Source organism: Mesorhizobium sp. WSM4814 (assembly GCF_055811595.1).
In genome coordinates this window covers 1-595 of sequence record NZ_JBVVQT010000079.1, presented here as the reverse complement: position 1 = coordinate 595, position 595 = coordinate 1, and the positions used below count along the sequence as shown (strand labels likewise).

The 595-nt window shown below is 55.8% G+C and carries 1 protein-coding gene; it reads right to left on the bottom strand.

Going from position 1 to position 595, the window contains the following annotated elements; genetic code table 11:
• Nucleotides 1-230: 230 nt before the first annotated feature.
• Nucleotides 231-515 (bottom strand): DUF982 domain-containing protein, encoded by a 285-nt coding sequence (locus AC0L2V_RS32235; RefSeq protein WP_287217585.1) that lies wholly within the window; start codon nt 513-515, stop codon nt 231-233.
• Nucleotides 516-595 lie beyond the last annotated feature (80 nt).

Genomic DNA, 595 nt, shown 5'->3' with positions numbered 1-595 from the left:
CAAGCCCGCTGGTTACTCGCTCCGGTCTTCGCAGTTTCGATCACATTCCTGGCGATTGGAATAATCGTTAGCTAAGGCCAACCAATTTGACATCTGCGCAGCTACGTCCCTTCCTGCGCCGATAAAGGACCACCCGCCATTCCTCGATTTGGCGGGTGGTCCGTGCGGCTGAGCAAAGTCCACCCGGCGAAGGCCTCTCAGTGGTTCAAAGTCAGAGGGGCGGAGACACCTCACAGCAGGTCTTCGGCAACCCCGTCGAATTTCCTAAGGCCTATGCTTGGAGGCTGTCGCTTAAGAAGCCCCTGTTCACTTGCGGCCGCCTTGAAGGCATCGAACGCGGCTTGTTGGGTGCAGTGTCCGGCTAGGCAATCCTCGATCATTCGAATTGCTTCAAGTCGGGATGGCTTGCCCATGAATGGCCATGGTTGCTGAAGCGCCGTCTCAGCATCAGGGATCGACGCAACCAGCATCGATCTGTCATTCAGGTAAATTGTAATCGGAATAAACGCCGGCATCTGTGTCGCTCTCCAGAATTGAAGTGGCTAAACGCGAAGACATGGCGGTGGTTGCATGAATGTTCGTCGGGGCAGTGGTG

Coding starts and splice junctions, on each gene's coding strand:
- AC0L2V_RS32235 (WP_287217585.1), bottom strand. CDS start 515: ATGCCGGCGTTTATTCCGATTACAATTTACCTGAATGACAGATCGATG.